General features: G+C 73.0%; 21 protein-coding genes. 6 read left to right on the forward strand and 15 right to left on the reverse strand.

Translation table 11 applies throughout. The features are described from left to right. Positions 1 to 91 precede the first annotated feature (91 nt). Positions 92 to 1,327, reverse strand: coding sequence for a glucose-1-phosphate adenylyltransferase (glgC, locus tag Drose_RS17835; protein ID WP_260729305.1), 1,236 nt, complete (start codon positions 1,325 to 1,327; stop codon positions 92 to 94). A gap of 61 nt (positions 1,328 to 1,388) precedes the next feature. On the opposite strand from glgC, the gene glgA reads away from it, so the two are divergent. Beyond that, positions 1,389 to 2,573 carry a glycogen synthase gene (gene glgA, locus Drose_RS17840; RefSeq protein ID WP_260729306.1) on the forward strand — a complete coding sequence of 395 codons (1,185 nt, stop codon included), beginning with the start codon at positions 1,389 to 1,391 and terminating at the stop codon, positions 2,571 to 2,573. Here the strand turns inward: glgA and pcaD are convergent. Further along, on the reverse strand, positions 2,566 to 3,333 hold the full coding sequence (pcaD, locus tag Drose_RS17845) for a 3-oxoadipate enol-lactonase (RefSeq protein WP_260729307.1): 768 nt from the start codon (positions 3,331 to 3,333) through the stop codon (positions 2,566 to 2,568). The genes glgA and pcaD overlap by 8 nt on opposite strands. A 206-nt stretch (positions 3,334 to 3,539) precedes the next feature. Here pcaD and Drose_RS17850 point away from each other — a divergent pair, with 206 nt between their 5' ends. After that, on the forward strand, positions 3,540 to 5,879 hold the full coding sequence (locus Drose_RS17850) for an ATP-dependent Clp protease ATP-binding subunit (protein ID WP_260729308.1): 2,340 nt from the start codon (positions 3,540 to 3,542) through the stop codon (positions 5,877 to 5,879). Here the strand turns inward: Drose_RS17850 and Drose_RS17855 are convergent. The 4 genes from Drose_RS17855 to Drose_RS17870 form a co-directional block, all read right to left on the reverse strand. Further along, the gene (locus tag Drose_RS17855; RefSeq protein WP_260729309.1) at positions 5,833 to 6,681 is read right to left on the reverse strand and encodes a hypothetical protein; all 849 of its coding nucleotides are present in this window, start codon (positions 6,679 to 6,681) and stop codon (positions 5,833 to 5,835) included. The genes Drose_RS17850 and Drose_RS17855 overlap by 47 nt on opposite strands. Before the next feature lie 413 nt (positions 6,682 to 7,094). Beyond that, positions 7,095 to 8,534, reverse strand: a complete 1,440-nt coding sequence (locus Drose_RS17860) for a nickel/cobalt transporter (RefSeq protein ID WP_260729310.1) — start codon at positions 8,532 to 8,534, stop codon at positions 7,095 to 7,097. Further along, on the reverse strand, positions 8,534 to 9,835 hold the full coding sequence (locus Drose_RS17865) for a tetratricopeptide repeat protein (RefSeq protein ID WP_260729311.1): 1,302 nt from the start codon (positions 9,833 to 9,835) through the stop codon (positions 8,534 to 8,536). Before Drose_RS17865 ends, Drose_RS17860 begins: the two co-directional genes overlap by 1 nt. A 145-nt stretch (positions 9,836 to 9,980) precedes the next feature. Then, positions 9,981 to 11,609: a DUF4331 domain-containing protein gene (locus Drose_RS17870; protein ID WP_260729312.1), complete on the reverse strand. Its 1,629-nt coding sequence runs from the start codon at positions 11,607 to 11,609 to the stop codon at positions 9,981 to 9,983. 457 nt (positions 11,610 to 12,066) lie between these two features. Here Drose_RS17870 and Drose_RS17875 point away from each other — a divergent pair, with 457 nt between their 5' ends. Together Drose_RS17875 and Drose_RS17880 are read left to right on the forward strand one after the other, a co-directional pair. Then, positions 12,067 to 12,927, forward strand: a complete 861-nt coding sequence (locus Drose_RS17875) for an RNA polymerase sigma factor SigF (protein WP_260729313.1) — start codon at positions 12,067 to 12,069, stop codon at positions 12,925 to 12,927. A gap of 139 nt (positions 12,928 to 13,066) precedes the next feature. Next, positions 13,067 to 13,240: a hypothetical protein gene (locus Drose_RS17880; RefSeq protein ID WP_260729314.1), complete on the forward strand. Its 174-nt coding sequence runs from the start codon at positions 13,067 to 13,069 to the stop codon at positions 13,238 to 13,240. 83 nt (positions 13,241 to 13,323) lie between these two features. On the opposite strand, the gene Drose_RS17885 is transcribed toward Drose_RS17880, so the two are convergent. Then, positions 13,324 to 14,298, reverse strand: coding sequence for a GlxA family transcriptional regulator (locus Drose_RS17885; RefSeq protein ID WP_260729315.1), 975 nt, complete (start codon positions 14,296 to 14,298; stop codon positions 13,324 to 13,326). A gap of 72 nt (positions 14,299 to 14,370) precedes the next feature. Here Drose_RS17885 and Drose_RS17890 point away from each other — a divergent pair, with 72 nt between their 5' ends. Continuing rightward, positions 14,371 to 15,669 (forward strand): APC family permease, encoded by a 1,299-nt coding sequence (locus Drose_RS17890; RefSeq protein ID WP_260729316.1) that lies wholly within the window; start codon positions 14,371 to 14,373, stop codon positions 15,667 to 15,669. Between the two features lie 201 nt (positions 15,670 to 15,870). On the opposite strand, the gene Drose_RS17895 is transcribed toward Drose_RS17890, so the two are convergent. The 8 genes from Drose_RS17895 to Drose_RS17930 form a co-directional block, all read right to left on the reverse strand. Then, a complete protein-coding gene (locus Drose_RS17895; protein WP_260729317.1) occupies positions 15,871 to 16,308 on the reverse strand; it encodes a MarR family winged helix-turn-helix transcriptional regulator in 438 nt (145 codons plus the stop codon). A gap of 143 nt (positions 16,309 to 16,451) precedes the next feature. Further along, positions 16,452 to 17,162, reverse strand: coding sequence for a hypothetical protein (locus tag Drose_RS17900; protein ID WP_260729318.1), 711 nt, complete (start codon positions 17,160 to 17,162; stop codon positions 16,452 to 16,454). A gap of 163 nt (positions 17,163 to 17,325) precedes the next feature. Continuing rightward, positions 17,326 to 18,498 carry a cation:proton antiporter gene (locus Drose_RS17905; RefSeq protein ID WP_260729319.1) on the reverse strand — a complete coding sequence of 391 codons (1,173 nt, stop codon included), beginning with the start codon at positions 18,496 to 18,498 and terminating at the stop codon, positions 17,326 to 17,328. A gap of 8 nt (positions 18,499 to 18,506) precedes the next feature. Beyond that, positions 18,507 to 18,989, reverse strand: coding sequence for a cation:proton antiporter regulatory subunit (locus Drose_RS17910; protein WP_260729320.1), 483 nt, complete (start codon positions 18,987 to 18,989; stop codon positions 18,507 to 18,509). A gap of 36 nt (positions 18,990 to 19,025) precedes the next feature. Beyond that, the gene (locus Drose_RS17915; protein WP_260729321.1) at positions 19,026 to 19,775 is read right to left on the reverse strand and encodes an IclR family transcriptional regulator; all 750 of its coding nucleotides are present in this window, start codon (positions 19,773 to 19,775) and stop codon (positions 19,026 to 19,028) included. Between the two features lie 36 nt (positions 19,776 to 19,811). Next, entirely contained in the window at positions 19,812 to 23,189 is a 3,378-nt protein-coding gene (lysX, locus tag Drose_RS17920; protein WP_313900029.1) for a bifunctional lysylphosphatidylglycerol synthetase/lysine--tRNA ligase LysX, read from the reverse strand. Between the two features lie 42 nt (positions 23,190 to 23,231). Next, a complete protein-coding gene (locus Drose_RS17925) occupies positions 23,232 to 23,735 on the reverse strand; it encodes a hemerythrin domain-containing protein (protein ID WP_260729323.1) in 504 nt (167 codons plus the stop codon). Positions 23,736 to 23,823: 88 nt separating this feature from the next. Then, entirely contained in the window at positions 23,824 to 24,585 is a 762-nt protein-coding gene (locus Drose_RS17930; RefSeq protein WP_260729324.1) for a polyphosphate kinase 2 family protein, read from the reverse strand. A gap of 267 nt (positions 24,586 to 24,852) precedes the next feature. Here Drose_RS17930 and Drose_RS17935 point away from each other — a divergent pair, with 267 nt between their 5' ends. Next, positions 24,853 to 25,665, forward strand: coding sequence for an SAM-dependent methyltransferase (locus tag Drose_RS17935; RefSeq protein WP_260729325.1), 813 nt, complete (start codon positions 24,853 to 24,855; stop codon positions 25,663 to 25,665). Positions 25,666 to 25,787: the final 122 nt, after the last annotated feature.

The following is a 25,787-nucleotide window of genomic DNA, read 5'->3' on the forward strand; positions in this document are numbered from 1 at the left end:
AACCGTCGTCGCGACCGTTGTCCCGGCTGCTGGCACGACTGTCGGCACTGTCGTCACGACCGGCCGGCAGGCGGCCGGCGCGTCACCGCCGCTACGGCTCGACGCGTTGACCCTTGCCGATGACCACGACGCCCCCGTCGGACACGGTGTAGCGCTGCCGGTCCCGGTCCAGGTCGACGCCGATCTCCATGCCCTCGGGCACGATGACGTTCTTGTCCAGGATGGCGTTGCGCACCACGGCGTGCCGCCCGATGTCGACGCCCTCCATGAGCACCGCACCCTCGACGTGGGCCCAGGAGTGCACCCGGACGTTCGGCGAGACCACCGAGTTTTCCACCAGCGCGCCGGAGATGACCGCGCCCGGGGAGATCATCGAGCCGACCGCGCGGCCGACCCGCTCGCCCCAGCCATGCACGAACTTCGCGGGCGGCCACGGGCTGTTGCCGGTGAAGATCGGCCACTCGAAGTTGTACAGGTTGAAGATCGGCTGCACCGCGATGAGGTCCATGTTGGCCTCGTAGTACGAGTCGAGCGTCCCCACGTCCCGCCAGTAGCCGCGTTCGCGGTCCGAGCTGCCCGGCACGACGTTGTCGTTGAAGTCGTAGACGGCGGCTTCGTTCCTCGCCACGAAGAACGGGATGATGTCGCCGCCCATGTCGTGCTTGCTGCCCGGGTCCTGCGCGTCGCGGGTCACCGCGTCGATCAGCGCGTCGGTCGTGAACACGTAGTTGCCCATCGACGCGAAGATCTCGTCGGGGGAGTCCGGCAGGCCCCTGGCGTCCGTCGGCTTCTCCCGGAACGCGCTGATCTGCTGCCCGCCGGCGCCGACCTCGATGACACCGAACTGGTCGGCGGTAACCAGCGGCTGCCGGATCCCGGCCACCGTCGCCGCGGCACCCGACTCGATGTGCTGGCGCACCATCTGCTCCGGGTCCATCCGGTAGATGTGGTCCGCGCCGAAGACGATGACGTAGTCGGGCCGCTCGTCGTTGATGAGGTTCAGGCTCTGGTAGATGGCGTCGGCCGACCCGGCGAACCAGCGCGGGCCGAGGCGCTGCTGCGCCGGCACCGGCGTCACGTAGTTGCCGAGCAGCGTCGACATCCGCCAGGTCTTCGTGACGTGCCGGTCCAGCGAGTGCGACTTGTACTGCGTCAGCACGACCATCTTCAGATAGCCGCCGTTGGCGAGGTTGGACAGCACGAAGTCGATCAGCCGGTAGATCCCGCCGAACGGCACCGCCGGCTTGGCCCGGTCGGTGGTCAGCGGCATCAGCCGTTTGCCCTCGCCTCCGGCGAGGACGATCGCGAGGACCTTCTTGGCAGCCATGGCGCAGACGCTAAACGTGTCCGGCATGTCGCGCCAGACGAACGGCACTAAGGTTTGGGACGTGCGTGTAGACCTGCTTACTCGAGAGTATCCCCCGGACGTCTACGGCGGCGCGGGTGTGCATCTGGAGTACCTTGCGCGCGAGTTGCGCAAGCTCCCGCTGGACGTGCGCGTCCACTGCTTCGGCGGGCCGCGCGCCGAGGCCGGGGTCACCGGCTACGCCGATCCGGCCGGCCTCGCCGGCGCCAACGCGGCCCTGCGCACCATGGGGGTCGGCCTGGAGATGGCCGCCGGCTGCGCCGGGACGAGCATCGTGCACAGCCACACCTGGTATGCGAACCTGGCCGGTCACACCGCCAAGCTGCTCTACGGCGTCCCGCACGTGGTCACCAGTCACAGCCTTGAGCCGCTGCGCCCCTGGAAGGCCGAGCAGCTCGGCGGCGGCTACGCGCTCTCGTCGTGGATCGAGCGGACCGCCGTCGAGGCCGCCGACGCCGTCATCGCCGTCTCCGCCGGGATGAAGGCCGACGTGCTGCGCGCCTATCCGGCCGTCGATCCCGACCGGGTCCACGTGGTCTACAACGGCATCGACACGGAGCAGTACGCGCCGGACCCGGCCACCGACGTCCTGGAGCGCCTCGGCATCGACCCGCGGCGACCCTCCGTCGTCTACGTCGGGCGCGTCACGCGGCAGAAGGGGCTGCCGTATCTCCTGCGCGCTGCCCGCCACCTGCCACCGGACGTGCAACTGGTCCTGCTGGCCGGCGCGCCGGACACCCCGGAGATCGCCGCCGAGGTCACCGGCCTCGCCGGCGAGCTGCGCGAACACCGCCAGGGTGTCGTGTGGATCCAGGAGATGCTGCCCAAGCACGAGGTGATCCAGGTCCTCAGCCACGCCACGCTGTTCGTCTGCCCGTCGATCTACGAGCCGATGGGCATCGTCAACCTGGAGGCCATGGCCTGCCGGACGGCGGTCGTCGCCACCGCGACCGGCGGCATCCCGGAGGTCGTCGCCGACCGCGAGACCGGCCTGCTCGTCCCGATCGACCAGGTCACCGACGGCTCCGGCACCCCGCTGGACGAGGCGAGGTTCGTCGCCGACCTCGCCGACGCCATGAACGAGCTGCTCGAGGAGCCGGCCCGCGCGGCCGAGTTCGGCCGGGCCGGCCGCCAGCGGGCCGTGGACCACTTCTCCTGGTCCGCGATCGCCGACCGCACGCTGGCGGTCTACCAGTCGGTCAGCTAAGCACGTGGTCCAGCACCAGGTGGGCGACCGCCTCGGGCTGCTCCACGTTGGCCAGGTGGGCCGCGTTCGGCACCACCGCCAGGCGGCTGCCGGCGATGCCGGCGTGGATGACCTCGCCGTGCTCCGGCGGGGTCGCCGGGTCGTCGGCGCCCGCGACCACGAGCGTCGGCGCGGTGATCCTCGACAGGTCGTCGCGCAGGTCCATCCCGGCGATCGCCTCGCAGCCGCCGGCGTAGCCCTCGGCCGGACTGGCGGCGATCATCGCCCGGAAGGGCGCGACGCGGGCCGGTAGCGCCGCACGGTACCGCGGCGTGAACCAGCGGCCGAGGACCGCGTCGGCGATGCTGCCCATGCCCCAGGAACGCACCTGCCCGGCCCGGGTCAGCCAGCCGTCGGCCGGCGGCAGGTGCGCCGCGGTGCAGATCAGCACCAGCCGCTCGATGCGCTCCGGCGCGTGCGCGGCCAGCCACATCCCGACCATCCCGCCGAGGGAGAGCCCGCAGTACGACGCCCGCTCGATGCCCAGCCGGTCGAGCAGCGCCAGCACGTCCCGTCCCAGATCCTCGATGCGGTACGGGCCGGGCGGCACCGGCGACCCGCCGTGCCCGCGATGGTCGAACCGGACCACCCGCAACCGCTCGGCGAACGCCGGAAGCTGGGGACGCCACATGTCGAGGTTGCTGCCGAGCGGCCCACCGAGCAGCAGGGTCGGCGCCCCGAGGCGGCCGCTGGTGCGCTGGAACAGCGTCGTTGCCGTCACGGCATCCTTCTATCACTGTTCGGGTCGGCAGCGCCAAGCCGGTGACGGTAAGGTGATGAAGGGCAGTGCGCCTGCCCGAGCCACACGCCGCCCGCGCGGCGGCACGGCCAAGAGGCCTCGACTCAGCGCATCCACCTTTCCGTGACGGTTGGCGGGTGCGGTGCTCGTGTTGATCGGGAGCGGCCCCGCCGGAAGGCGTGATGGCGATGTTCGAACGATTCACCGACCGGGCCCGCCGGGTCGTCGTCCTGGCCCAGGAAGAGGCCCGGATCCTCAACCACAACTCCATCGGCACCGAGCACGTCCTGCTCGGACTGCTCCACGAGGGTGAGCGCGCCGGGGAGGGCGGGGAGCCCGGAGCCGCCACCGATGCCCTGCGCCACCTCGGCATCTCCCTCGACGCCGTCCGCCGCGAGGTCGAGGACATCGTCGGCACCGGGCGGCAGGCGCCGGGCGGGAGCATCCCGTTCAGCCCCCGGGCCAAGAGGGTCATCGAGCTCGCCCTGCGCGAGGCGCTCCAGCTCGGCCACGACCACATCGGCGCCGAGCACATCCTGCTCGGTCTCATCCGCGAGGGCGAAGGCGTCGCCGTGCAGATCCTGATCCGGCTCGGCGCCTCCCTCGGCGCGGTCCGGGCGCAGGTCGTGCGGGCCTTGTCGGGGCACCCGTCGCTGGACGACGCGGCGCCCGCGGCGGCGTCCCCGGCGGCGTCGCCGACCGGCAGCCCCGTCCTCGACCAGTTCGGGCACAGCCTCACCGACGCCGCCCGGGCCGGCGACCTCGACCCGGTCATCGGCCGCGACGCCGAGATCGAGCGGGTCGTGCAGGTGCTGTCCTGCCGGCGCAAGAACAACCCCGTCCTGACCGGCGCGGCCGGCGTCGGCAAGACCGCCGTCGTCGAGGGCCTCGCCCAGCGGATCGTCGCCGGGACCGTCCCCGCCGCGCTCGCCGGCAAGGTGCTGTACTCGCTCGACCTCGGCTCACTCGTCGCCGGGGCCCGCTACCGCGGCGACTTCGAGGAGCGCCTGCGCAAGGTGATCAAGGAGATCCGCACCCGCGGCGACGTCATCGTGTTCATCGACGAGCTCCACACCCTCGTCGGCGCCGGCGCGGCCGAGGGCGCCATCGACGCCTCGTCGCTGCTCAAGCCGCTGCTCGCCCGCGGCGAGCTGCGGACCATCGGCGCGACGACCCACGAGGAGTACCGCCGGTACGTGCAGCGGGACGCCGCCCTCGACCGGCGCTTCCAGCCGGTGGAGGTCGCCGAGCCGACGCCCGCGCAGGCGCTGGAGATCCTGCGCGGCCTCCGGGAGCGGTACGAGACGTTCCACGGCGTCTCCTACAGCGACGCCGCGCTCGAGGCGGCCGTGTCGCTCGGCGGCCGGTACGTGCCGGACCGCCACCTGCCGGACAAGGCGATCGACCTGCTCGACCAGGCGGGCGCGCGGGTGCGGCTCGGCGGCGGATCGGCCCCGGCCGGCCGGGACGGTGCCGGCCAGGATCACGTCGATCAGGACCATGTGGCGTCGGTGGTCGCCCAGTGGACCGGCATCCCGGTGCAGCGGCTCACCGAGGGGGAGACCACCCGGCTCCTGCGCATGGAGGACGAGCTGCACCGGCGCCTCGTCGGGCAGGACGCCGCCGTCCGGGCCGTCGCCACGGCCGTCCGCCGGGCCCGCGCCGGCCTCGCCGACCCGCGCCGCCCGACCGGCTCGTTCATCTTCGCCGGACCGTCCGGCGTCGGGAAGTCGTCCCTGGCGAAGGCGCTCGCCGAGGTACTCTTCGGCGGCGCGGACGCGCTGATCCAGTTGGACATGTCCGAGTTCCACGACCGGTACACGGTGTCCCGGCTGGTCGGTGCGCCACCCGGATACGTCGGCCACGACGACGGCGGTCAGCTCACCGAACGGGTGCGCCGCCGGCCGTGCTCCGTCGTGCTGTTCGACGAGATCGAGAAGGCCCACCCCGACGTCTTCCACACCCTGCTGCAGATCCTCGAGGACGGCCGGCTGACCGACGGCCAGGGCCGGGTCACCGACTTCACGAACACCGTCATCGTCCTCACCACGAACCTGGGCACCCGCTTCGCCGCGACGGCCGGCTTCGGCGACCTGGCGTCCTCCGCGGCGCAGGAAGCGGTGCGGGACCTGCGGCAGCACTTCCGGCCCGAGTTCCTCAACCGGATCGACGAGACCGTCGTCTTCGACCCGCTCACCACCGCCGACCTGCTGCGGATCGTCGACCTCCTGGTCGAGCGGGTCGCCGCGCGGCTCGCCGCGCGCGGGGTGACCCTGGCGCTGACGGCGGCGGCGCGGTCGCGGCTGGCGGCGGCCGGCCACGACCCGCGTCTCGGCGCGCGGCCGCTGCGCCGCGCCGTGCGGCGGGAACTGGAGGACGAGCTCTCGACGCGGATCCTGCGCGACGAGCTGGCCGCGGGCCGGACGGTCCTGGCGGACGCCGGCCCGGACGGCCTGGTCCTGACCGTGTCGGGCGCGCCCGCTACAACACCAGCGCCGGAGCGTCCGACTCCTGTCCCGGCAGGATGACGATCTCCTCGGGCTTGCAGGTGCGGGTCGCGGCCTCGCCGTCGATCCGCACCTCGTAGCCGGTCGGCGGGCCGCCCGGCCCCCAGCGGGCGCCCACGACGGTGCCCTCCGCGCGTGGACTGCTGCCCACGGTCCGCACGCGGGTGCCGGGCGCGTGCCCGTCGTCGGCGATCACCAGCAGGGCGTCGAGCACCTGCCGCACCCCCGCCCAGGGCGCCCTGACGACGAACGGCTCGCCGGCGGCGTCCTCCCCGGGCGTGACGAACGCGCGGTAGGCCAGCACCAGCAGGTCGGCCTCGTACCGCACCCGCCACTCCCGGTCGTGCTGAGCCTTCACCAGGGCGGCCTCGATCCGCCGCCACCGTTCGGCGACCCCGCCGTCGAGGACCCGCCGGGCGGCGCGGTCGAGATCCGCGCAGACCGCGTCGACGGCGGTCTCCTCACCGAGCTCGGCGGTCCAGGCGAGGTCGAGCGCCGCCGGCACCAGCCCCGGGCTGTCGTCGGCGACGACGAGATACACGAGCGCGAGCAGCTCGGCCCGCCGCTCCCCGGCGTAGAACGCGTCGTCGAGCCCCGGCGGGAACCGCTCGACGAGGTGCTCGGCCCGGCCGCCGGGCAGCCGCCCGGCCCGCCGCGCGTCGGCGAGCTTGACCTCGGCCCCGCGCGCCTCCCGGGACACGATCGTCCACCGCTCCCCGTGGCCGATCCACGCCGGATACACGGTCCGGCCCGCGTTGCCGAGCGTCTCCCCGGCCCGCAGGCGGGCGGCCTTGACCTGCCGTGCCGCGACGGAATATGCCACACCGGCCTGCGCGGCATGCGCCCGCACCGCGCGCCGCCGGGCCCGGTCCGGTCGCGGTTTCCGGCCGGGCCGCTTCGGGATGCTCCCCCCGGAGGGGGACTGCGCGGCGCCCTGTCCGGGATCGTCTGCGGGATCGTCTGCGGGGTCGCCTGCGGCAGGGGTGCCCTGCGGTGTTTCCTCGGCCATCACGAGTCCTCCGGCGTCGACCCACGCTCGCACCGATCGGACGGCGAGACTCCCGCCGGGCATCCTGCACCGATGCGCTGAGTCGGGGACTCTTGGCCTCGTGCACGGCCGGCGTGGGCGGCCGTGGCGGGCGCGGGCAGGCGCACTGCCCGAGGCCAGGATACCGCGTCCCGCCGCCACCCCGCAGCAGGGCGACGGCGGGCCGTGCGGAGGTGGCGATCGCCCGCTCAGAGCGTGACGAGCGACCGGACGGCGAGGGCCGACCCGACGACCAGCACGAGTGCCGCGGTCCCGATGGGTGCGAGGCGGGTGAGCCGGGCCAGTCGATCACCGAGCCGATCACCGAGCCGATCACCGAGCCGATCACCCGGCCGGAGCCTGCCCGCCCACCGGTCGCGGACCTTGATCAGCACCAGGCCGGCGGCGGTGAGGACGGCGGCCATGCCCAGACCGTACGCGAGCACCAGCAGCACACCGAACCACGTGCGCCCCAGGCCGACCGCCCCGAGGAGGACGACGAGCGCCGACGGGCTGGGCACCAGGCCACCCGCGACACCCATCCCCACGATCGCGAGCCGGCCGGGTCGCCCGCCGTGGTCGTGCGAATGGGAGTGGTCGTGCGAATGGGAGTGGGTGTGGGGGTGCGCCGGCCGCCGCCGGCGGGACAGCAGCATTCCCAGGCCCACCGCCGCCACCAGCACACCGCTCGTCACGCCCAGCCAGCCGAGCACCGTCTCGCCGGCCAGGCCGGCCGCCGTCGTCAGCAGCAGGCCCAGCACCAGCACGCCGCCGGTATGGGTCAGCGTCACCGTGGCGCCCACGGTCAGGGCGTCACGCGGGCGGCCGCGCCGGCCGGCGAGGTACGCGGCCATCACCGTCTTGCCGTGGCCCGGCAGCGCGGCGTGCGCGCCGCCCAGCACCAGGGCCAGCAGCACCGCGAGGACGCCGACCCACGGGGTCAGCTCGCGGGTGCCGGCCCAGCCGCGCAGCGTCGCCTCCGCGCGGCCCAGCGGGCCCGGGAGGACGGGGGCCGCGGCCGCGGTGCCGCCGGGGGAGGCGACGGTGCTGCCGCCCGGCTCCACCGTCAGCCGCGCCGACCGTACGTCCGGCGGGGAGCTCAGCAGGTCGCCGGGGTAGCCGCGCAGCCCGTCGCTGCGGCTCGTGGCGGGCAGCGACGGCGACACCAGGTGTACCCCCGAAGCCGTCGCCGTCAGCTCACGCCACCCCACCCGGTCGGTCCGGTATCGATTCTCCACGTCCACGGTGGACGGTGACGTCAGCGGGGCGGGTGCGGACAGCGTGCACTCGAGGCGGCTGGTCCGCAGCCCGGCGCTGCCGTCGGTGTAGGTGTACGACGAGGTCTCGACCGTCCAGGCCAGCGGCGCGCCACCGACCCGCACCGAGAAGGCCCCCGCCAGGGCCGAGCATTCCCGCGCGGCCCAGGCCGGCGCGCCCATCGAGTCCACTGTGGACTGTTCCTGGAGCGTCGGCAGCTCGGCGAGGTCCACGAGGGCCAGCACGTCGACCCGGGACGGGTGGAACGTCAGCGCGCCGAGCTGGTTGACGGAGAAGTTGCCGAGCGGGTGGGCGTGCGCGGAGCCGGGTGCTAGGAGCGCGCCGGCCACGACCGCGGCAGCGGTACCGAGGAGCACGAGCAGGCGGCGCATCACGGCTCCAGCGAGGCGAGGGTGCGCCCGGCGATCGGCGCGTCGACGGGGGAGAACCTCGGGTTGAGCGACAGCGCGAGCCGTAGCTGGCCGCGCGCCGTCGCCCGGTCGCCGTTGGCGAGCGCGATCATTCCGTGGTGGTAGGCGAGCGTGGCGTCGACGCGGCCCAGCGCGCCGGCCCGCCGCGCGTACGGCATCGCCTCGGCGGCCCGCCCGGCCCGCAGCAGGCTCCAGCTCAGCACGTCGGCGACGTCGGCGAACTGCCGCCGGTGCCACTCGTTCGTCGCCAGGTCCACGGCCTCGCCGGGCCGGTCCGCGGCGAGGGCCAGGGCCGCGGCGCCGAGGTCGTCGGTGCCGCCGTTGGCGGTGAAGAGCTGGTGCGCCGCCCGGGCGAGGCGCAGCGCCGGCGCCGGGTCGCGGCCGGCGAGCCGCAACAGGCCGGCCTGTTCGAGCAGCACGTCGACGGTGGGCGTGCGCGCCACCACCTTGTCGAGGTCGGCGAGCGCGGTCTCGAGGTCGCCCGCGGCGGCGGCCAGCCTGGCCTTGAGCTGCCAGAGTCCGGCCGCCGCCCCGGCTGTGGTTTCGGCCGCGGCCAGCCCGAGCGCCACGTGCCGCGCCGCGGTCGCCGTGTCGCCCGCGGCCCACGCCAGCCCGGCCAGGTGCTGGTGGCAGAACGCGACGTCGGCCGGCTCGGTCGCCGCCTCCAGCGCCCGCTCCATCAACGCGATCGCCTCGGTCCGCCGGCCGTGCTGCTCAAGATCATAAGAGCCGCGGGTGTACGAGCTGAGGCCCGGCTTCAGGTCGAGCATCCGCTGGACGGCGGCGGTCGCCTCGGCGGGGTGCCCGAGCTGCGTCTCGGCGTCGGCGAGCACGCCGTACGCCGTCGCGGAGTACGGGTTCACGACGAGCGCCTGCTGCGCGTGCCGCTTCGCGCCGGCGAAGTCGTGCCGGGCGTTGGCCAGGGCGCCGAGTCCGGCGAGCGCGGGCTCGTTGCCCGCCGGGCGGACCTCCAGCGACTTGCGCAGGGCGCCCTCGGCCTTCGGGTAGTAGGCGGGGTCGGCGCCGGTCCGGGACTGCTCCAGGTACGCCTCGCCGAGCGCCGCCCAGGTGGTCCAGTCGCCCGGCACCGTGCGCAGCCGCTCCTGGTAGGCGTCGATCGAGGCGGCCAGCCCGGTGGACACCGGTGGGCGGTCGACGAACGTGGCCGTGCCGGGGTGGCGCTCCGGCAGGCCGGCGACGGCGCCGAGGCCGAGAAGCAGCGCGGCCGCCGGTACCACCACAAGAAACGCACGCAGTCGCACTACATCCTCCTCGGGGAGTGCCAGGGTTTGTTGCGCGTCGATCTTGCAGTTGTGGTGCCTGACAAACCGGGCATTCAGGGAGTGTCTCGGCACCATAACTGCAAGATCGGCAAGGTGGGCCGGGTCGACGTTGGTGGATAGCGTGCTAGTGCTGGTTGGTGCCGCGGCGGCGGCGCCACCAGCCGACGAACATCAGGGTGCCGAGGCCGGCCGCGACGACCGACGTGCCGACCGCTACGGCGGTCATGCCCGTGCCGGACTCGACGGCCGACGGCGTCGTGTCCGGGGCCGCCTGCGCCGACGGGCTCTTCGCGGCACCGCCGCCACCGCCGGTCACGGCACCCCCCTTGCCCTGGTTGACCGACTCGCTGTTCGGCAGGGCCAGGTACGGGAACTCGGCGCCGAACGTGTTGTCGTTGGCGTCGACCTTGTCGCCGGCCGCCAGCGCGCCGACGAGCTTGCCGGTCTGTGCCGCGCCCTCGACGGCCTGGACCGCGATGTCGACCGCGTCGTCGGTGAGCCGCCGGCCGTTCGGGAAGCCTTGCAGGTCACCGGCGAGGACACCCAGCCGGTTCGGCCGCGCGGTCACCGGCACGGACAGGTTGAGCCGCAGCATCTCCGCCGGGCGGAACCTGCTCGCGTCCACGTCGGCGTTGTCGAGCTGCGAGTTGAGGTCCGCCTTGATCGGCCCGCCGGCCTTCGTGGTGATGCCGGTCAGGAAGATCTCGACGAGGTCGTCGCGCGGTGCCGGGGGCGCGGGCACCCGGTAGACGGCCTCGACGAGCCTCGGCAGCTCCGGGTCGGTGACCCGGGCCACGACCGCCGGGATGTCGGCGTCCTTGTCGGGGCTGATCGAGTTGAACGCGTCCTTCAGCGACGCGGGCACGACCACCTCGTTGACCAGCGGATTGCCGAGCCGGGACACCTGGACCCGGTCACCGCCGACGGCGGCCGGCTGGCCGGTCACGCGGGTCTTCGCCCGCTCGGTCGTGGTCCAGACGCCGATGACCGGGTTGCGCTTCGCGTCGCCCTTCAGGGCCACGTCGGAGAACGGGACCTGGAGGGCGATCGTGTTGACGTTGAACCCGGCGAGGGTGTCCTGGCCGACCTCGCTCAGGTCCCCGCCGTACAGCAGGTCGAACACCCGCAGGTCGAGGAAGAACGGGTCGTCGGCCTGGCCGGCGAAGACGTTCCAGCCGCCCGGCAGGCGCTTGTTCGCCTCGCCGCGCAGCTTGGCGTAGTCGGGCATGGTGGCCTTGCCGACCCGCGACGGTGCCACCGGGGCGCCGGTGACGCGGGTCTTGAACGGCTGGCCGTCGAACGACGACTCGAGCGTGTAGGTCTGCCGGAAGAGCAGGTTCTCGTCGTCGATCGAGCTGACCGGCCCGTTGGCGTAGAGGAAGGTGTTGCCGCCGCGCCTGTCGACGTTCTGGAACGTCCACCGGAAGATCGCGTCGGCCTTGGCGTCGCCGTCGTTGTCGACGTTGACGGTGTAGACGGCGTCGGTCGCGAACGGGTAGAAGTTCGGGCCGCCGCTGGGCTCCTCGAACGGCTGCCAGTTGGCGATGAACGTGACGTAGCCGGCGCGCTCGGGGCTGACGAACGCGTAGAGGTCGGTGTTGTCGACGGCCGGGTCGGCCGCGATCAGCGGGGCCTCGCGGTGGCTCGACGCCGCTGAGGTGGCCGGGCCCAGGCCGAGGAACGCGACTCCGGCCGCCGCGAGGACGGCGGCCGCGGCGCGCCACCGGCGACCGGCAGGGGTTGCAGTGCGCATGTCCGTGGTCCTCCCACATCGGTGGCGGTCCGGGCTGTCGAACCGCCTGCGGAAGGACTTCGGAGCTACCGCGCTCGATGGCTGGTGAGTGTGAGATACCGGTCACCGACCCATCCGCACCGGCCGCGGCGCCGAACCGGAAGTTTCGGCGGTTGTCACGGCGGCTCGCAGGTCGCGACTTTTGCCGTACGGCAATTTCTTGTACAGTCGACACGTCCCACCGATGTGCGCGGAGCCGTCCAGCAACGGCGGCAACCCGCAGTGTGGTGACACCGGAGGTTCTCCGCCGGCGCTCAAGACACGGGTGCTGTGGGTGACGTACCTGACCGGTCTGACGAGCCCGCCCTCTTGAGTCAGCCCCTGCCCGGGCCTGCTCCGTGTGAGGTGCCCGCTCGATCACCCACCGAAACTCCTGGTTCAGGGGTCCGTCGTGGCACCGATCGAAAGGCGATTTGTCGTGACTGTCGATATCGAGCACACCGCTCCCACCGCTCCCACCGCTCCCACCGGCCGCAGCGTCCCCGCGGACGGGCGCACGCACGCCCCGTCGCGGGCCAACCGGGAGACCGACGCGCAGGCCAAGGCATTGCTGTCGCTCATGGCCGACCTGCCGGCCGGCGCGGACCGGGACCGGGCCCGCACGCGGCTGATCGAGCTGTACATCCCGCTGGCCGAATACCTCGCCCGGCGCTTCCGCAACCGCGGCGAACAGTTCGACGACCTCGTCCAGGTCGCCAACCTCGGCCTGATCAAGTCCGTCGACGGCTACGACCCGACGCGCGGCGCCGCGTTCACCAGCTACGCGATCCCGATGATCGTCGGCGAGCTCAAACGACACTTCCGCGACAAGGGCTGGGACGTCCGCGTCCCCCGCCGCCTCCAGGAACTGCGCCTGGAGATCAGCAAGGTCTCCGGCGACCTCGCCCAGGACCTCGGCCGCTCCCCGACCGTCACCGACCTCGCCACCCGCCTGAACGTGAGCGAAGAGGAGATCATCGAGGGCCTGGACTGCGGCCAGGCGTACCGGGCGCTGTCGCTCGACGCACCGGTCGGCGACGCCGGTGACAGCGGCGCCAACGGCCTCGGCGACCTGCTCGGCGGCGAGGACCCCGACATGCGCAACGTCGAGAACCGCGAGGCGCTGCGGCCGCTGCTGGCCAAGCTCCCCGAGCGCGAGCAGAAGATCATCGCGATGCGCTTCCACGGCAACCTGACCCAGTCTCAGATCGCGGCCGAGCTCGGCATCTCCCAGATGCACGTCTCCCGCCTCCTGGCCGGCGCGCTGCGCTCGCTGCGTGCCCAGTTGAGCAAGGACTGAGGCGTGCTGCCCGCGCCCGGCTGCGGCTCACCCACACGGGTGCCATCCGCCGCCGCCTCCGCGTGGCCGCGCCCGCCCGGCCCGGCGAGCCCCTACCGTTGGCTGCGAGGGGGTGGGCGAAATGGGTAAATCGCCGGAGTTGAAGTGGGTTTTGCGGCCGGACCGGAGCGGTGCCAACCATGCGGCACTCGCGGAGCACGCGGGCAAGGAGATCTACGCGTTCGGTGACACCGATCCGGCGGGCCGGGTCGAGGTGACGCTCACCGACGGCACCCGGGTGCGCGTCCGCCGCTCCGAACTCATCCCCTGCTGACCCTTTCCCTGCGTTGATCTTGCAGTTGTGGTGCCGGACAGACCCGGACATCGTGGGAGTGTCGCGGCACCACAACTGCAAGATCAACGGGGTGGGGGGAGGTGGAACACCTGGCGGTACGTCCCCGGGGTGACGCTTGTCTGTCGTACGAAGTGGGTGCGCAGGTTGGCGGGGGTGCCGAAGCCGCTGCGGTGCGCGATCCGCTCGATCGAGTCGTCCGTCGTCTCGAGCAGCTCCTGCGCCAGCCGCACGCGCTGCCCGACCAGCCACCGCAGCGGCGTGGTCCCGAGGCTCGCACGGAACCGGCGGGCGAACGTCCGCGGGCTGAGCCGCGCCTGCCGCGCCAGGTCGGCGACGGTCAGCGGCTGGTCGAGCCGCTCCCGCGCCCAGTCGAGCGCACCGGCGAGCGTGTCGGGCGTCCGGGGCCGCTGGGGCAGGTTCGCGAACTGTGACTGCCCGCCGTCGCGGTGCGGCGGCACCACCATCCGGCGCGCGACCTCGTTGGCGACCGCCGCGCCGTGGTCGAGCCGCACCAGGTGCAGGCACAGGTCGATCGCCGCGCCGGTCCCGGCGGACGTGAACACGTTGCCGTCCTGCGTGTAGAGCACGTCGGGGTCGAACGTGACGGCCGGGTAGCGCTGGGCGAAGTCGAACGCGTTCATCCAGTGTGTGGTGGCCCGGCGGCCGTCGAGCAGGCCGGCGGCGGCCAGCACGTACGCCCCCGTGCAGATCGCGACGATCCGCCGGCCGTTCTCGTGCGCCTTGCGGACGGTGCGGACCAGCTCGTCGGGCGGCTCGATCTGCCTGGCCCGCGCGAAGGCCGGCAGGATCAGGGTGTCGACGTCGGCGAGGGTTTCGAGGGGGTACGGCGCGTCGACCGTCAGACCCGACCGCGCCGCGTGACGGCCCGGTGTCGCGGCCGCGAAGCGCAGCTCGTACCACGGGTCGGCCAGGTCGGCCCGGTCGATGCCGAAGACCTCGCAGGGCACCGCGAGCTCGAAGACCGGCAGGTCCTCGGTGACGGCGACCCCGACCACGTGACGGCGCTGCGCACTCATGGCACGAATGTATCCGAGGATGGCATTCCTGCCACTCACGGCTCAGGTCGTACAACATCCAAGATGAAGATCATGATGACTGTGCCACAAGGGGCGGCGTTGTCGATCGGGGCGGTGCTCGGCACCGGGGTGATCGCCCTGCCCGCGCTCGCCGCCCAGACCGCGGGCCCGGCGTCGCTGCTCGCCTGGGCCGCGCTGATCCTGCTGTCCGTCCCGCTCGCCGCGACCTTCGCCGCGCTCGGTGCCCGGCACCCGGACGCGGGCGGCGTCGCGACCTACGTGCGGCGGGCCTTCGGCGGGCGGGCCGCGGCGGTCGTCGGCTGGTCGTTCTACTTCGCGGTGCCGGTCGGCGCGCCCGCCGCCGCACTGTTCGGCGGCGCCTACGTCGCGGCGGCGCTCGGCGGCGGTACGCGCACCGTGCTGCTCACCGCCGTCGGGCTGATGCTCATCGTGACCGTCGGCAACCTCGGCGGGGTTCGGGTCTCCGGCCGGCTCCAGCTCGGCCTCGCCGCGCTGCTCATCACGCTCCTGCTCACCGCCACCGCGACGGCGCTGCTGCACGCCGACCCGGCCAACCTGCGCCCGTTCGCCCCGCACGGCTGGTGGGCCGTCGGATCCGCCGCGGCGGTGCTGGTCTGGGGCTTCGCCGGCTGGGAGGCGGTCACCTCGCTCGCCGCGGACTTCCGCCGCCCGGCACGCGACCTGCCCCGCGCGACCGCGATCGCGCTGCTGGTCGTCGGCGTGCTGTACCTGGGCATCGCCGCCGCGAGCATCCTGGTGCTCGGCCCGGCCGCCACCGGCGACGCGCCCCTCGCCGAGCTGCTGGCCCGCGGCGTCGGCGGTCAGGTGCGGGCCATCGCCGCGACGGCGGCCGTGCTGCTCACGCTCGGCACCATGAACGCCTACTACGCGGGCGCCGCCAAGCTCGGCGCCGCCCTCGGCCGCGACGGCGCGCTGCCGGCGTGGTTCGCGCGCGGCTCCGGCGCCGGTGAGGTGCCCCGCCGCAGCCTCGCCGTGGTGGCCGGGCTCGCCGGCGTGTCGATGCTGGTGGTGGCCCTGACCGGGACCGCGGCCCGGGCCCTCGTCCTGCTCACGAGCGGCGCGTTCGTGCTGGTGTACCTCATGGGCTCCGCCGCCGCCGTCCGCCTCCTGCCGCACCGGTCCCCGGCGTGGTGGTGCGCCGGGGTCTCCCTGGCCGCGTCGCTCGTCCTGCTGGTGCTCACCGGGTGGTACATGCTGAGCACGCTCGTCGTCGCCGCCGGTGCCCTGCTCTACGCGCGCCGGACCCGGACGGCGGCCGTGGCGCGATCCGCGGAGGAATCGTCCGGAGAACGTTGCGAGCGCGCTGCCGAATCCTGGAGCGGCGCCTGAACGACACGGGCGGGCCGGCACCCCACTCCCCGGGGTGACCGGCCCGCCCGTGCTACCGCCGCCCGGCCCGTGGCGTGTACCGGGCGGAGGCTCACCAGGGAGCGTGGCTCAGGAGGACGTTTCAGCCGTCGCGCGCTTGGCGGGTCCGACCGGTGCGGCCAGGTTCGCTGAGCCGGCCGGGCGGACGCGGGCCGAGCGGCGTCACCTCGCCAGCCTCTCCAGCGCCGGGAGTGCGGCGGCGATCAGCGTCCGGTCCTCCGGCGACAGGTCGATGAGCAGCGCGGCGAGGTGCTCGGCCCGGTGTGCGCGGCGCCGCGCGAGCAGGTCCCGGCCGGCGTCGGTGACGTGGACGAGCACGACCCGCCCGTCGTCCGGGTCGGTGGCACGGCCGGTCACCCCGTCCCGCTCGAGGCGCTGGACGAGCTGGCTCATGGCCGGCTGGGTCACGCCCTCGGCGGCGGCGAGCTCGGTGAGCCGCCGGGGACCTTCACGCTCCAGGCGCCACAGCGTCGAGGCGGCCGTGAGGCTGATGTCGTTGGGGGGATTCCCGTGCCGCAGGAGGCTGAAGAGCCGCTCGACGGCGCCGGTCAGCCGCGCGGGGTCCAGTGCGGTGCGCGGTGCGGTCTCGGCGGCGGGCATGCCTCAATTCGTATCACGTGCTTATAGAAGTGCCTTGTGCATTGCGATGTACTTCACGCGAACCCTCACCCTCGGCGGCGCCGGTCGATGCTCCACCGGCGCCGCTTCCGGGCATCGACCGGCGCCCTGTCAGCTCCCGATGTCTAGATGCACTTCGGTTTCTCGACGATGGTCAGCCCGTCGACGAGGTTGCCGTAGCCCTCGTCGGTCGACGCGCTCTCCACGGCCGTCAGCGTGACGCGGGTCGAGGTCTGGTTCGGGCCGGTCCTGTACCAGCCGTACAGCCGCTTCCACCGCACGTCGTCGGCGGAGTTGCTGTACGCGAAGGTCGAGCCGACACCGTTGACGCTGCCGTCGTTCTTGGGTGTGCGGCCGAAGTGGATCTGGGTGGCCTCGACGTCCTTGGCGCCGGACGTGTCCCGGGCACGGATCCAGAACGACCAGTAGATCTTCGTGTTCGGCCTGGTCTTGATGTCCTGGTAGATCGAGTTGCCGGAGCCGGTGGCGTTGAGCTCGGCGAACTGCTTGCCGAAGCGGGGCTGCACGCCCTGGCCGCCGTCCCAGATCTCGATCTGGCCCGCCGGGTCGTCGGTGCGCCACGCCGGCACGTCTTCCTCGTCGAACTGCGCCCAGTCCTGGTTGACGCCCAGCTTCGGTGTCTCGAAGCCGCCGTTGACGGTCAGCTCCTTGCAGACCGCGGCCGGCTTCTTGGCGCGCTGGGCGCCGAAGGTCGCGCCGCCGTCACCCGGGCCGCCGGCCGCGTGGGCCGGGGCACCGACCAGCGTGGCGAACAGTGTCGCCGCGCCGACGGTGCTCACCGCGGGCAGGGTGCGGTTGAACTTGAACATGGTCATCCCCCGTCGTCCGCCACGGCAGCACTGCCGTGGCACCTCCGACGGAGAGCCAAACATGGCAGATAGCAAAAAATCGGGTGTATGCAAGAAAATCCGCGTTTCGGGCATAGTTGGCCGGCCGTTCGCGGCTTCGCGGCGGGCCGGGTGGCTCGTGCGGGACTGCTCACGAGGCTTTCGCCGCGCGCCTGCGCAGGTAGAAACGGGCGAGGGGTTCGGCGCCCCGGGCGAGGAGCGGGCCCAGGACGGCCAGCATCAGCACGTACGCCGCGGCCAGCGGGCCGAGTCCGGCGTTGGCGCCCGCGGCGACCGCGAGCCCAGCTATGACGATGTTGAACTCACCGCGCGGCAGCAGCGCCGCACCCGCCCGGGCCCGGCCGGTCAGCGCCACCCCGGCCCGTCCCGCCGCGATCCAGCCGGTCACCAGCTTCGACAGCATGCCGCACACCGCGAGGATCGCCGCCACGCCGAGGACCGGCGGCAGGGCCCGCGGGTCGGTCTGCAGGCCGAAGAAGACGAAGAACACCGCCGCGAACAGGTCCCGCAGCGGGGTCAGCAGCTCCCGGGCGGTGTGCGCGAGCGGCCCGGACAGCGCGATGCCGATCAGGAACGCCCCGACCGCCGCCGACACCTGCAGCAGCTCGGCGACGCCCGCGACGAGCACCGTCAGGCCCAGCACCTTCAGCAGCAGCACCTCGTCGCTCTCGCTGGCGACGAAGCGCTCCACGATGTGCCCGAACCGCAGCGCGACGATGAGCACGAAGCTGATGGTGGCGGCGGCGATGGCGAGGGTCACGGTGCCGCCCAGCAGGCCGACGCCGGCCAGCAGGGCCGTGAGGATCGGCAGGTACAGCGCCATCATCAGGTCCTCGAAGACCAGCAGCGACAGCACGACCGGCGTCTCCCGGTTGCCGAGCCAGCCGAGATCGTTGAGCACCTTCGCGGTGATCCCGGACGAGGTGACGTAGGTGATGCCGCCGAGCGCGACCGCGCCGACGACACCCCAGTCGAGGACCAGGGCGGCGGCCACGCCCGGCGCGGCGTTGAGGACCAGGTCGATCAGGCCGGCCGGCGCCGACGAGCGCAGCGTGCTGACGAGCTCGGGCGCGGTGTACTCCAGGCCGAGCGTGAACAGCAGCAGGATCACGCCGATCTCGGCCCCGGCGGAGATGAACTCGGTGCTCGTCGTCAGCGGCAGGATGCCGCCGACACCGAACGCCAGCCCGGCGATCAGGTACAGCGGGACCGGTGAGATCGAGAACCGCAGCGACAGGGCCCCGAGGAGCCCGAGCGCGAGGATGATGGCGCCGAGCTCGACAAGGATCGTGTCGTGATGCACGAGCCGGCCTAACCGTCCGTGAGGAGCGTGGCGACGCCCTCGGCCCCGGCGGCCGTGCCCACGACGACGACCAGGTCACCGGCGTGCAGCCCGAAGTCGGGCCGCGGGCTGGCGACGACCTCGTTGCCCCGCACGACGGCGACGATCGACGCGCCGGTGCGGGTGCGGGCCCGGGTGTCGCCGAGGGTCCGCCCGGCGTACGGGGAGCCGGGGGTGATCACGAGCTGCTCGGTGACGAGGCCGGCGACCTGCCGCTGCATCTCGGCGAGCTGCTCGACGATCCGGGCGGTGCCGAGGTATTCGGCCAGCGCGTTGGCCTCGTCGGCGGACAGCGCGACCGACACGATGCTCGTGTCGGGGTCGTGTTCGTCGTAGACGACCAGGTCGCGCCGACCGCTGCGGTGCGAGACGATGCCGATGCGCCGACCGCGGGCGGTGGTCACCACATGGCTCGTGCCGATGCCGGGGAGGTCGGTGCGCTGGACGTCCATAGCCCATGGTACCGAACAGTGGATCTTTCTCCCGGACTACCCTTGCAGGGCGGTCGCCAGCTCGCGGCTCGCGCGGAGGACACACACGGCGACCTCCTCGGCGTGGTCGTCGGTCAGCCGGGCCAGCGGCACGCCGCAACTGATCGCGTCGTTCACCGGGCCGCCGGAGGAGGGCACCGCGGCGGCGATGCAGCCGACGCCGGGGACGACCTGCCCGCGCTCGTAGGCCCAGCCGTGGGCCCGGCACTCGGCCAGTTCGCCGAACAGGGCGTCCCGGTCGACGACCGAGTCGACGGTGTGCGCCTCGATCCCCTGATCGAGGATCGCCTCCACCTCGGCCCGGCCGCGCTGCGCCAGGATCGCCCGCCCGCTGGCGGAGCCGTGGGCCGGCATCCGCTTGCCGACGACCGGCCCGACGAGGTCGTGCGTCGCCTCGCGGCTGGCCAGGCAGACGATGGCCGCACCGTCGAGACGGACCAGCCGGAACGACTCGTCGACCTGGTCGCGGGCCCGGGACAGGATCGGCCCGGCGCGCCGGACGGCCCGGTCACCGCCGAGGAACGCGCTGGCGGGCCGCAGGGCGGCGACCCCGATCGCGAAGGTGGCATGGTCGAGACCGTCGGCCGGCCGGGCGTCGACCCAGCCGCGGTCGACGAGCTGCTTGAGCCGGCCACGGAGCACGTCAGGCGGCAGGCCGACCTGGCGCACCAGGGCGTCGAACGTCATCCGGTCGGGGGCGGCGGCGAGCCGCTCGAGCAGGTCGAGCGTCAGGCTCTCACTTCCCATGCGGCACTGTTCCCATCTTCATCCCCCGGAACAGTCTCACCTCGCCCGCGCCGTCTTGACAAGCGGGAACGGCAACGTCTCGCGGATCGAACGGCCGGTCAGCAGCATCACGAGCCGGTCGACGCCCAGGCCCAGCCCACCGCTGGGCGGCATCGCGAACTCGAACGCGTCGAGGAAGTCCTCGTCGAGCTCCATCGCCTCCGGGTCGCCGGCCGCGGCCCGCAGCGACTGGGCGGTGAGCCGGGCCCGCAGCTCGACCGGGTCGACGAGCTCGGTGTAGGCGGTGCCGAGCTCCATCCCGAACGCGACGAGGTCCCACCGCTCCGCCAGCCGCGGATCGGCGCGGTGCTGGCGGGTCAGCGGCGACACGTCGACCGGGAAGTCGGTGTAGAACGTCGGCCGCACGGTCGCGCCCTCGACCAGGTGCTCGTACAGTTCCAGCACCAACTGCCCGTGCGTCCACCCCTCCTGCCAGGCGATGCCGAGCTTGTCGGCGAGCTGCCGCAGGTCCACGACCGCCATGTCCGGCGTCACGGACGTGCCCGCCGCCTCCGACACCGCGGTGTAGACGGGCACCACCGGCCACTCGTCGCGCAGGTCCACGACATCGTCGCCGCGCCGCAGCACGGTGTCGTCGCCGGCCGCCGCGAGGACCAGGTCGCGTACCAGACCGCGCATCGTCGTGTAGTCGCCGTACGCCTCATACGCCTCGAGCATCGTGAACTCGGGGTTGTGGGTGGCGTCGACACCCTCGTTGCGGAAGTTGCGGCCGATCTCGAAGACCCGCTCGACCCCGCCCACGGCGAGGCGCTTGAGGTACAGCTCCGGTGCGATCCGCAGATAGAGCCGCATGTCGTAGGCGTTGCTGTGGGTGACGAACGGCCGCGCGTTGGCGCCGCCGTGCACCGGCTGCAGCACCGGGGTCTCCACCTCGACGAAGCCCCGCTCGTGCAGGACCCCCCGCAGCGCGAAGCCCACCCCGGACCGGGTGCGCACCATGGCCCGGGCGTCCTGGTTGACGATCAGGTCGACGTGCCGCTGCCGGACCAGCGCCTCCGCGTCGGCCATGCCCTTGTACTTGTCGGGCAGCGGCCGCAGGCACTTCGCCGTCAGTTGCCAGGCGTCGGCGAACACCGACAGCTCGCCCCGCCGCGACGTGCCCACCTCGCCGGTCACGCCGACGTGGTCGCCGAGGTCGACGGTCCCGGCGAACCCGGCGCTGTGCTCCCCGGCCAGCAGCACCTGGAGATCACCGCTCCAGTCGCGCAGCGTGGCGAAGCACAGCCCGCCGTGGTGGCGCAGCCGCACCACCCGCCCGGCGACGCCGACCCGGTCGCCGGTGTGCGTGTCGGGCGGCAGGTCCGGGTGCGCGGCCCGGACCGCGGCGAGGGTGTGGGTGCGGCCGAACCCCGCCGGATACGGCTCCACGCCCGCCGCCCGCAGCGCGTCGACCTTCGCCAGCCGGACGCGCGTCTGCTCGGGCACCCGGCGCTGCGCGGCCGGCTGCTGCCGCCGCGGCGATGGTGTCCCGGGCCCCGGCCCGGTCACGATCAGCTCGCGCCGCAACTCCGGCGCCGGCGCCGCCGCGCCCCGGCGCAGCAGCGTGCGCAGCCGCGGCACCACGACGAACCCCTCGGCGGCACCGGACGCGAGCCCCACCTTCGCCAGGTCGCGCACGTCCTCGAAGCACAGGAACCGGGGCAGCCACTGCGGGTTGTACTTCACGTTCGACCGGTACAGCGACTCCAACTGGAACCAGCGCGACGCGAACAGCAGGACCCGTCGCCAGAGCCGCAGCACCGGCCCGGCCCCGATCCGCGCGCCCTCCTCGAACGCCGCCCGGAACACCGCGAAGTTCAGCGACACCCGCTCGACCCCCAGCGGCGGCGCCTGCCGCATGAGGGTCGCCACCATGAACTCGATCAGCCCGTTGTCGGAGCTGCGGTCCCGCCGCATCAGGTCGAGCGAGAGCCCGGTGGCGCCCCACGGCGTGAACGACAGCAGCGCCACCTCCCGCCCCTCGCGGTCATGCGCCTCGACCAGCACGCACCGCCCGTCGTTCGGGTCGCCGAGCCGGCCCAGCGCCATCGAGAACCCGCGCTCCGTCTCGGTGTCCCGCCACCGCGCGGCGAGCTCGATGATCCGGCCCATCTCCGCGGCGCCGATCTCCGCGTGGCGGCGGATCCGCACCGTGTATCCGGCCCGCTCGACCCGGTGCACCGCCTGCCGGACCTGCCGCAGCCGCGGCGCGTCGAGGTCGAAGTCCCGCACGTGCAGGATCGCCTCGTCGCCGAGCTCGAGCACCCGCAACCCGGCCCGGGCGAAGGCGGTCGCGCCCTCCTCGCTCGCGCCCATCACCGCGGGTGTCCACGCATACTCGCGGGCCTCCCGCATCCACGCCTCGATCGCCGGCGGCCAGGCCTCGGTCGGGCCGAGCGGGTCTCCGCTGGCCAGGGACACGCCGAACACGACCCGGTAGGTGACCGCGGCCCGGCCCGCCGGCGAGAAGACGACCTCCTTGTCGCGGCGCGTCGCGAAGTATCCGAGCGAGTCGCGCTCCCCGTGCTCGGCGAGCAGCTCGCGGATCCGGCGCTCCTCGTCGGTGTCGAGCGACGCGATCATCCGCTGCGAGCGCAGCAGCGCGAACAGCGCGGCGAACAGCGCGATCGCGCCGAACGCGCCGAGGACCAGGTTGACCCAGCCCGGCGCCCGGCCGTGCCGCCCGACGTCGAACGCGAAGGCCCCGCCGAGGACGATCCGGCCGCTGTACGCGAGCCGGCCCGCCCCGGGCCCCAGCGACCCCGGGAACATCTCCACCAGCCCCCACCCGGTGGCCGTGAACACCGTGAGCAGCACGGCGAGCGTGACCAGTGCCTTCGGCAGGCTGGCGCGCTGCACCTTCGCCCGGAACTCGCCGCGGGCCAGCCACAGCAGCACCAGCAGGACGGCGGTGACGGCGACGTTGGTATAGGCCGCACCCACCCCGTGCCACGGCAGCCGCAGCTCCCGCGCCTCGGCGCCGCGCTCGCCGACGTCGGACAGGAAGAACACGTCATAGAGCATCTGGAGCCCGAAGAAGGTGGCGAGCAGCCAGTACATCACGTGCTTGCGGTTGTGCACCCCGGCGGCGAGCGTCGCGAGGAACGCCGCATAGCCGAGGTTCGCCGGTGCCGGGACGAGCAGCGCGTCGACCGTGGCACGGACCGGATGGACCCGCGTGCCGAGCGCCGCACTGACCGCGGCGGTGGCGCAGAGCGCGGCGACGACGAGCAGCCCGGCGGCATACCAGTCCGGCACCCGCCGTGTGACGCTGCCCGGTCCGCGGCCGGACGGCCCGCCATACCATCCTCGGTCGAGGATGGTATGGATGTCATGCGCGATCTCGCGTAGCCGACTGCCCACGGCGCTCATCATGCCCGAGCGGGCCGACAATTTTCCGCCGCCGGCCCACCTTCGTCACTCGCTGTGCTGTTCGATGTACCGCTGCGGATCCTTGTCCCGGAACGTGAGCCCCTTGCCGGCGGGGTGCTCGCCGTAGAAGGTGAGCCACTGGTCGCCCAGCTCCAGCCGCAGGTCCAGGCCCGCGTGCCGGCGGAAGTCGGGCAGCACCTCGTCCTCCTCCTCGGCGAGATGCTCGCTGTTCTCCCTGCGTGCGTCGCGCACCGCGGCCCACCACTCCGCCGAGCCGACCGGGTGCTGTTTCGCCGCCTCGATCGCGTCGCGGATCTTGTTGTGGTCGCGGATCGCGTCGTCGGTCTCCTCCTCGGCGTCGTCGGTGCGCTGCTTGAGCAGGTGCGGGTAGAGGATCCGCTCCTCGGCCTCGGCGTGGATGTCCAGGTGCAGCGCGAGCGCCTCCCAGACGGCGCTGAGGTGCTCCACGCCCTCGGCGTCGTCGAGCCGGGCGAAGCCGCGCCGGAACGCGGCGTGGTCATCGAGGATGAGTGCGGTGATGTCGTCCATGCCGCCTTCATCACCCGCCGCGTGCGGTTCTAAACAGCCGGTCGTGCCACCCGCGCCTCATCCGGCCCCGATGTCGTCCAGCCGGTGGTCAGTCGGCGTCGTGGAGGTCGTAGCCGCGTTTGGTGAGCTGGGTTTCGATGGTGTGGCAGACCTGTTCGACGACGGTGACGCGGGCGTACTGCTTGTTGTCACCGGCGATGAGATGCCATCGGGCGCGGGGCTTGTCGGTCTTGGCGAGCATGTCCTCGACGGCGGTCTCGTAGTCCGCCCGGCGCTCGCGATTGCGCCAGTCCTCGTCGGTGAGTTTCCAGGACCGGAGCGGGTCGCCGGCCCGGTCCTGGAAGCGGCGGAGCTGTTCCTCGGGGGAGACGTGCATCCAGAACTTGATGAGGACCATGCCCTCGGCGGTGAGGGTCCGCTCGAACTCGGTGATCTCGTCGTAGGCGCGCATCCACTGCCGCTCGGTGGCGAAGCCTTCGACGCGTTCGACGAGAACCCGCCCGTACCAGGAACGGTCGAGGACCGCCATGCCGCCCCAGCCGGGCAGCACGGCCCAGAACCGCTGGAGGAAATGGTGCCGCTTCTCGTCGTAGGTGGGTGCGGCGAACTGCGCGACGCGGACGTGGCGGGGGTCGAGCGGGGCGACGAGGCGTTTGATGACGCCGCCCTTGCCGGAGGCGTCCCAGCCTTCGAAGACGACGCACAGCGGCGGGCCGATCTGGTGGTCGCCGAGTTGGCCACCCAGGAGCAGGCGTAGCCGGAGGAGGCGTTGCTGTGCGGCCTCGAGCCGTTCGAGGCCTTCCTTCTTCGAGAGTCTGGCCGACAGGTCGACCTTCGGCAGGCGTGTCATGCCGCCGTCCTCGCCTCGCGGTCCGAACGTCCGCCGGCCGGGTGACTGGTCCACTCCACGACCTCAGCCTGGCACAGTCGCGACCCGCCGGCATCCCGCTCGCGCCGCGGCCGGCGCCGGGCCGCGTCCCCGCGCCCGGATCGACGGCCTGGACCACGACGCGTCGCGTACGGCGCAGGTCAGACAGGGCAGCCAGGATTTGGCGCCCACAGGCTATGCTTGCGCCGTTTACGGCAGCGTCGTCCCGTTTGATCGAAGGATGCGCACATGACACAGGATTCTGCGGTCACCGGTGTTCCGCAGGAGAGCCCCAAGGTGGACACGTCCGTGCCGCAGACGGCCCGGATCTGGAACTACCTGCTGGGTGGTAAGGACAACTTCGCCGCGGACCGCGCGGTCGGTGATCAGATCCTGCAGACCCTGCCGCGCCTTGCCCAGAACGCGCGGCTGTCCCGGTCCTACCTTGTCCGCGCGGCGCGATACCTGGCCGGTGCGGCCGGCGTGCGGCAGTTCCTCGACATCGGCACCGGGCTGCCCACTGCCAACAACACCCATGAGGTCGTCCAATCGGTGGTGCCGGAGGCCCGCGTCGTCTACGTCGACAACGACCCCCTCGTGCTGGCCCACGCGCGGGCGCTGCTCACCAGCAGCCCGCGAGGTGTCACCGACTACATCGACGCCGACCTGCGCGACACCGACACCATCCTGCGTGAGGCGGCCAGGACCCTCGACCTGACCCAGCCGGTGGCGCTGTTCCTGATGGGGATCCTCGGTCACATCGAGGAGGACGACGAGGCCAAGTCGATCATCAACGCGATCATGGCCGGGCTGCCGTCCGGCAGCTACCTCGCGATGTACGACGGCAGCGATACCAGCGAAGCGGTCGCCGAAGCCGTCCGGATCTGGAACCTCTCCGCGAACCCCCGCTACCACCTGCGCAGTCCCGAGCGGATCGCCGGCCTGTTCGAGGGCCTGGAGCTGGTCGAGCCCGGTGTGGTGTCGGTCAACGAGTGGAAGCCGGACCCGTCCACCCCGCCGGACATCATCGACCAGTATTGCGCGGTCGGCCGCAAGCCCTAGCTGGCGCCTGTTCCGGCCTCTGGGAGTCCAAGCCGGTACGGAGACGCGGGGAACCGCGGCACAGGGGTCGTACACAGACGGTTGCCCGGGGCGAACCGGCCCCGGGCAACCGTCTGTGTACG

This window comes from Dactylosporangium roseum (assembly GCF_025264685.1).
Lineage (GTDB): Bacteria > Actinomycetota > Actinomycetes > Mycobacteriales > Micromonosporaceae > Dactylosporangium > Dactylosporangium roseum.